This window comes from Serratia sp. (in: enterobacteria), assembly GCF_046715635.1.
Taxonomy (GTDB): Bacteria; Pseudomonadota; Gammaproteobacteria; order Enterobacterales; family Enterobacteriaceae; genus Chania.
This window is the reverse complement of the sequence record NZ_JBKJYW010000166.1, coordinates 1-6,330: the sequence shown is the minus strand read 5'-3', so window position 1 is coordinate 6,330 and position 6,330 is coordinate 1. Positions and strand designations below refer to the sequence as shown.

At 54.9% G+C, this 6,330-nt stretch carries 7 protein-coding genes and 1 pseudogene; 2 read left to right on the top strand and 6 right to left on the bottom strand.

Annotated features, from left to right (window positions below; all coding sequences use genetic code 11):
* Positions 1-42 precede the first annotated feature (42 nt).
* Both fucO and rhaM read left to right on the top strand, forming a co-directional pair.
* On the top strand, positions 43-1,191 hold the full coding sequence (gene fucO, locus ACLQ7H_RS08315; protein WP_411752259.1) for a lactaldehyde reductase: 1,149 nt from the start codon (positions 43-45) through the stop codon (positions 1,189-1,191).
* A 16-nt stretch (positions 1,192-1,207) separates the two neighbouring features.
* Positions 1,208-1,522 (top strand): L-rhamnose mutarotase, encoded by a 315-nt coding sequence (rhaM, locus tag ACLQ7H_RS08310; protein WP_411752258.1) that lies wholly within the window; start codon positions 1,208-1,210, stop codon positions 1,520-1,522.
* Positions 1,523-1,568: 46 nt separating this feature from the next.
* Here the strand turns inward: rhaM and ACLQ7H_RS08305 are convergent, their stop codons facing one another.
* From ACLQ7H_RS08305 to ACLQ7H_RS08280, 6 genes and pseudogenes are all read right to left on the bottom strand, one after another.
* Positions 1,569-2,024 carry a GNAT family N-acetyltransferase gene (locus ACLQ7H_RS08305; RefSeq protein WP_260515249.1) on the bottom strand — a complete coding sequence of 152 codons (456 nt, stop codon included), beginning with the start codon at positions 2,022-2,024 and terminating at the stop codon, positions 1,569-1,571.
* Between the two features lie 99 nt (positions 2,025-2,123).
* Positions 2,124-3,629: a PLP-dependent aminotransferase family protein gene (locus tag ACLQ7H_RS08300; RefSeq protein ID WP_411752257.1), complete on the bottom strand. Its 1,506-nt coding sequence runs from the start codon at positions 3,627-3,629 to the stop codon at positions 2,124-2,126.
* 114 nt (positions 3,630-3,743) lie between these two features.
* A complete protein-coding gene (gene cysE / locus ACLQ7H_RS08295) occupies positions 3,744-4,565 on the bottom strand; it encodes a serine O-acetyltransferase (RefSeq protein ID WP_021181867.1) in 822 nt (273 codons plus the stop codon).
* A 98-nt stretch (positions 4,566-4,663) separates the two neighbouring features.
* Positions 4,664-5,683, bottom strand: a complete 1,020-nt coding sequence (gpsA, locus tag ACLQ7H_RS08290; protein WP_411752256.1) for an NAD(P)H-dependent glycerol-3-phosphate dehydrogenase — start codon at positions 5,681-5,683, stop codon at positions 4,664-4,666.
* A complete protein-coding gene (gene secB / locus ACLQ7H_RS08285; protein WP_021181865.1) occupies positions 5,683-6,153 on the bottom strand; it encodes a protein-export chaperone SecB in 471 nt (156 codons plus the stop codon). The genes gpsA and secB overlap by 1 nt, the downstream gene beginning before the upstream one ends.
* Positions 6,154-6,236: 83 nt before the next feature.
* Positions 6,237-6,330: pseudogene (locus tag ACLQ7H_RS08280) on the bottom strand (glutaredoxin 3); the annotation flags it as partial.

The window sequence follows — 6,330 nt, the reverse complement described above, 5'->3', positions numbered from 1 at the left end:
GGCGGGCGCATCACAACGGTTTCTCATTTCAGGAGCAATATCATGAGTTTCATGCTGGCATTACCGAAAATCAGTTTGCACGGCTGCGGCGCCATTGAAGATATGGTCAAGCTGCTGACACAGAAGCAATGGGGTAAGGCGCTAATCATCACCGACGGCCAGTTGGTTGAACTCGGCCTGCTGGAAGGCCTGTTCAACGCCATGCAGCAGCATGGGCTGCCTTATGCCATGTTCAATGAAGTCTTTCCTAACCCCACTGAAGAACTGGTGCAACAGGGCTGGCAAGCGTTCAAACAGCAGCAGTGCGACTATCTGATTGCCTTCGGCGGCGGCAGCCCAATCGATACCGCCAAAGCGATCAAAATCCTGACGGGTAACCCAGGCCCCTCTACCGCCTATTCCGGCGTCGGCAAAGTCAAACATCCGGGCGTAGCTTTGGTGGCCATCAATACCACTGCGGGCACCGCAGCCGAGATGACCAGCAACGCAGTGATCATCGACAGCCTGCGCCACGTCAAAGAAGTGATCATCGACACCAACATCATCCCTGACATCGCCGTGGACGACCCACAGGTGATGTTGGATATTCCCGCCAGCGTTACTGCCGCCACCGGTATGGACGCGTTGACCCACGCGGTGGAAGCCTATGTTTCCGTGGGCGCTCACCCGCTGACCGATCACTCGGCGCTGGAAGCCATCCGCCTGATTAGCACCTGGCTACCTGCCGCTGTAGATGACGGCAAAAACCTGCAAGCGCGGGAAATGATGGCCTATGGGCAATATCTGGCAGGGATGGCGTTCAACAGCGCCGGGCTTGGCCTGGTGCACGCATTAGCTCACCAGCCAGGTGCGACCCACAATCTGCCACACGGCGTCTGCAATGCCATCCTGCTACCGGTAATCGAAGAGTTCAACCGCCCGAATGCCGTGGCTCGCTTTGCCCGTATTGCGCAGGCAATGGGGGCGGACACGCAAGGCATGAACGAAGAGCAGGCCAGCCATCAGGCGATTGCCGCCATTCGCGCGCTTTCGCTGCGCGTGGGTATCCCAGCAGGCTTCTCGGCGCTGGGTATCAAGGAAGCCGATATCGAAGGCTGGTTGGATAAAGCGTTGGCTGATCCATGTGCCCCTTGCAACCCACGCACGGCAGATCGCGAACAAGTTCGCGCGCTGTATTTAGCCGCGCTGTGACCCTTAAGGAAAACCCATGATCCATAAAGCTTTTGTGATGCAGGTAAACCCGGATGCGCACGCCGAATACCAGCGGCGCCACAGTCCGATCTGGCCAGAGCTGGAACAGGTGCTGAAGGAGCACGGTGCACACCACTATTCCATCTTCCTGGACGAAGCACGCAACCTGCTGTTTGGCTATGTGGAGATTGAGTCAGAGGAACGTTGGGATGCAGTGGCCAACACCGCCGTCTGTCAGCGCTGGTGGCAGCATATGGGCGACGTGATGCCGAGTAATCCTGATCATAGCCCGGTTAGTACACCGCTGCGTGAAGTGTTTTATCTAGAATAATCAACAGGCGACGGTTAAACCCCGTCGCCTTATTTTTAACGCCGTACTATTTTTTACTATAAATAATAAACGAGGTTCTTTGACCAATTTTATCATACAGAGAACGGGCGGAGGAGTTGAACTCCTGGGTCATCCAGTAAACGCGGCTTGACTCTCTCACTTCCGCCTGTTGATAGGCTTCATTAAATAAGCTCTCCGCCACGTTTTGTCCCCGCGCGCTTTTATCAACGAACAGATCTTCAATATAACAATAGTTTTTATCGCTCCACGTCGAGGCGTGATAAACCAAATGCATAAAGCCGAGGATCTGCCCCTGATCGTTAACGGCGACCAGGCCGACCAAATCCTGTTTTTGGCACAGGCGGATAAAGGTTTTTTCGGTAATTTCGGCGCTGACATCGGCACGATAAAAGTGCAGATACTGCTGCCACAGATGTTCCCAACCCGCTCTATCTGAAGCGATTATGTCCCTGATGGTAACGCCGTTTTTAGTCATCAACATACTCCTACCCCTGCATGTTCAAAGTGGCGCAAGTATAGGCGATGCCATAGGGCGGGGTTAATGGACCAATCCGCTATAGACACCGGACCATTTCAGCGGCTAATTATCCATCTCGTTTAAACAGCGCGTTAGCAACTGGGAAAACTGTTCGACGTTATAGGCTATCTCAATAGGATCCAGAGCCGCGAAACCCAGCAACCAGCCAGATAAGGGAATATCTGCAGTACAAAAATCGGAAACGCTTCTCAGAGTTAAATTATACTCAGAAGCACGATGGGCAACAGCTTGCTCAAGCTGTTTACTTGCCACCAGGCAGAGTATTTGCAAGCCGCAGTTAGGCACAATAACCTTCACCTTTAAGCCGCAGTGCTTGTTGATCTCGTTAATAAACAACGCCGCACGGGACGAATATATTTTCTTCATCGTCAGGACATGTTCTCGGTAATGTCCCTGCATAATAAATTTTGCCAGCGTACGCTGAGCGATCCCCGAAACCTGGCTGTCCGTATTCGCGCGCGCGGTGGTCATGGGTTTTACCAGCGCTTCTGGCAGTACCATATAAGCCACATGCAGATCCGGGAACAGGGTTTTACTGAAAGTGCCCATATAAATGGTGCGCTGATGGGGGTCTAACCCTTGCAAACAGGCCGTCGCAATGCCTTGGTAGTGAAACTCGCTGTCATAGTCGTCTTCGATGATCCACATATCCCGTGTTTTAGCCGCCTCAATTAATGCCAACCGCCTGGCCAGCGAAAGTGCTCGCCCAGTCGGATATTGGTTGGAAGGGGTGACATAGACAAATCTGGCGTTAGCCTGCGAGCGAATGATTTCATCGGTGCAAATCCCCTGCTCATCAACGGCAATCGGGATCGGCTTGAGCTGGGCCGCCTGTAAGGCTTTAATCGCACCGGTATACCCCGGATTTTCGATAAAGACGCTATCGTCAGCATCCGCCAGGACCTGTGCGCACAAAGACAGCGACTGCTGCGTACTGCTCACAATCAGAATTCGATCGGCCTGCGCCTTCACTCCCCGCTCGGCCAACAGGAAATCGCAAATGGCCTCCCGCAGGTGAATATTACCCTGCAAGTTGCTGCCAGTTGAGATAGACAGCCCCTCTTCCTTGACGGTTTGCTGATATAGCCTGAGCCAGGTATGGATCGGAAAGTTGCGGGTTTCAGGCACACCGGGGCCAAATGCCCGCCGCTGGGGCAGGTTGCCTGATTCAGGGCTGGCACGCTGTGTCGCTCTCCGGCTCAGTGTGACCTGGCCGCCGGAGGGTGCAGTTAAGTGGTCGCTAGTCAGGCCCAGCAAGGGCTGCTGTCTTTGCGCGACAAAGCTTCCCCGCCCCACCTCTCTGTAGACGTATCCCTCGGTTTCCAGCGCCGTATAACAGTTCTCGATGGTCCCTCTGGATAACTGGAGTGAAGCTGCCAACGCTCGGCTGGCCGGCAACCGTTGGCTGGCGATGAACTCGCCCTGCTGGATCATCGTCTTGAAAGCAGCGGCCAGCGCCGTGGTTAATGAAACTTCAGGGACTGTTTGCTTGGCGAGGTTTTTTTGCAGCAAGAGAGTCTGGAGCTGCTTTTCGGTCAGGCGGTTCAAGGCGCAGCTCCACGGAGAGAAAAAAATTAGGGTATAAGCTATAAACCGCCCTGTGATATTGCCATCACACAGCGGTTTACATGGGATTTGGGGATATTACGGCTGAGGAGTTACTCAGATACCGTCACCATACTCAAACCCGTGATTGGCACCGTTGAAGTACTGATCCATATCCATCGATGGCGTATCGCTTTCCGGGCGACCAACAATACGTGCAGGCACACCTGCGGCGGTGGTATGTGGTGGCACGGGTTGCAGCACCACGGAACCGGCACCAATCTTGGCCCCTTTCCCCACTTCGATATTGCCGAGGATTTTAGCCCCCGCGCCAATCATCACGCCTTCGCGGATTTTAGGGTGGCGATCGCCGCTGGTTTTGCCTGTCCCGCCCAGGGTTACCGACTGCAAGATAGAGACGTTATTCTCCACCACGGCGGTTTCACCGATCACAATGCCGGTGGCGTGGTCGAGCATGATGCCGCAGCCGATGGTAGCCGCCGGGTGAATATCCACCCCAAAGGCGACCGAGATTTGATTTTGCAGGTAGATCGCCAATGCCTGGCGCCCCTGCATCCACAACCAATGGCCGATGCGGTACGCCTGCAAGGCATGGAAACCTTTCAGGTATAGCAACGGCGTTGAATATTTATCTACTGCGGGGTCGCGCAGCCGCACCGCCAGAATATCGCGGGCCGCTGAGACGATCATTTGTGCGTCGGAACGATAGGCGTCTTCCACCACCTCACGCACGGCAATCGCCGGCATGATCGGATTGGCCAGTTTGTTCGCCAGAATGTAGCTGAGCGCGCTGCCCAGATTTTCATGCTTGAGCAAGGTCGCGTGGAAAAAGCTAGCCAGCATCGGTTCACAATCTGCCAGTGCTCTCGCCTCTGATTTAATGCTGCTCCAGACCTGTTCTAACTCTTCTGACGACATCGCTTCCTCTCTGCCAAAACAGACTACCCCGCCTGATCCCGGCAGAGTAACCTAATCAAATTGTCGCGGCGCGATACATTGCTGTACCGCAGCCAAGGTCAAGCACTGTGCTTTTCGTCTTTCTTGGTGCGCCCAAGCAGAGTCAACGCTGCCTCGCGGGCATTTTTATTACAGTACAGCACCTGATAGATCTGTTCGGTGATCGGCATTTCCACGCCAAAGCGCTGCGCCAGTGCCAATACCTCTTTGGTATTGCGATAACCTTCAACCACCTGGCCGATGCTATCCTGCGCTTCCTGCACGCCCTTGCCTTGCCCCAGCATAATACCGAAACGACGGTTGCGCGATTGATTATCGGTACAGGTTAACACCAGATCGCCCAACCCAGCCATGCCCATAAAGGTGGAAGGATCGGCACCCAATGCGGAGCCGAGGCGGCTCATTTCCGCCAGACCACGGGTGATCAATGCGGTACGCGCGTTGGCACCAAAACCGATACCGTCGGACATACCGGCGCCAATGGCAATCACGTTTTTCACCGCCCCGCCCAGCTGTACCCCGATGAAATCCGGGTTGCTGTAAACGCGGAAGCTTTTGCCACAGTGCAGCAGCTGCTGTAAATCTTCAGCAAACTGCTCGTCGGTCGCTGCCAGAGCGATCGCCGTTGGCAACCCGGCCGCCAGCTCTTTGGCAAACGTTGGCCCCGAAACAACCGCCAGTGGGATCGTATCCCCCAACGCTTCGCGAGCCACGTCTTGCAACAACCGCCCCGTTTCCGCTTCCAGACCTTTGGTCGCCCATACGATGCGGGCATCCGGGCGCAGATGAGGTTTCAACTGACGCAAGACGTCACCAAACACATGGCTAGGCACCACCACCAGCACATCACGGCTGGCTGCTAATGCACGAGCAAGATCGGTTTCGAGCAGCAGAGTATCGGGGAAAGGGACGTCGGGAAGGAACGCCTGATTGCAGCGATCGCGCTGCATGATCTGGATCTGCTCGGGGTTATGCCCCCACAGCACTACCTGGTGGCCGTTACGCGCCAGCGTAATGGCTAAAGCGGTGCCGTACGAGCCGGCACCGATTACAGTCATTGAAGCATTGACGGTATTCATCAGGCATCCTGATGAGGTTCAGCGCTTTCGCCTTCCGCCTGCTGCTGCAAGTAGCTCATGAACAGCGCATCAAAGTTTACCGGTGCCAGGTTCAACTGCGGGAAGGTACCGCGAGAAACCAGGCTGGTGATGCACTCACGCGCATACGGGAACAGGATGTTCGGGCAGTATGCGCCCAGGCAATGTGCCAGCTGCGTGCCTTCGATACCGGAGATGGAGAAGATACCTGCCTGCTGAACTTCACACAGGAATGCAGTTTCTTCACCCAGAGAGGCAGTAACGGTGACGCGCAGTACCACTTCGTAGACATCGTCTGCCAGGTGGCTGGAAGCCGTATCCAGATCGAGCTTAACTTCTGGCTGCCATTCTTGCTGGAATACCTGCGGAGCGTTTGGCGCTTCGAATGAGATATCCTTGGTGTAAATGCGTTGGATCTGGAACGCCATCTCTGTGCTGTTTTGTTCTGACATGTGTGTAATACCCTTGGTTAACTATCCTTAGAGACACTCAGTGGTTGCAGTACCCACATCTTGGCAGTGGGACCGCCGCTGGTTTACAGCAGCGGATCCAGCCCACCGCGAGCATCAAGTGCATGTAAATCATCACAGCCGCCAATATGTTGGCCATCGATGAAAATCTGAGGCACG

Bases quoted from the DNA above. Each gene is read 5' to 3' on its own strand.
- fucO (WP_411752259.1), top strand. From the start codon at position 43: ATGAGTTTCATGCTGGCATTACCGAAAATCAGTTTGCACGGCTGCGGC.
- ACLQ7H_RS08305 (WP_260515249.1), bottom strand. From the start codon at position 2,024: ATGTTGATGACTAAAAACGGCGTTACCATCAGGGACATAATCGCTTCA.
- cysE (WP_021181867.1), bottom strand. From the start codon at position 4,565: ATGTCGTCAGAAGAGTTAGAACAGGTCTGGAGCAGCATTAAATCAGAG.
- gpsA (WP_411752256.1), bottom strand. From the start codon at position 5,683: ATGAATACCGTCAATGCTTCAATGACTGTAATCGGTGCCGGCTCGTAC.
- secB (WP_021181865.1), bottom strand. From the start codon at position 6,153: ATGTCAGAACAAAACAGCACAGAGATGGCGTTCCAGATCCAACGCATT.
- rhaM (WP_411752258.1), top strand. From the start codon at position 1,208: ATGATCCATAAAGCTTTTGTGATGCAGGTAAACCCGGATGCGCACGCC.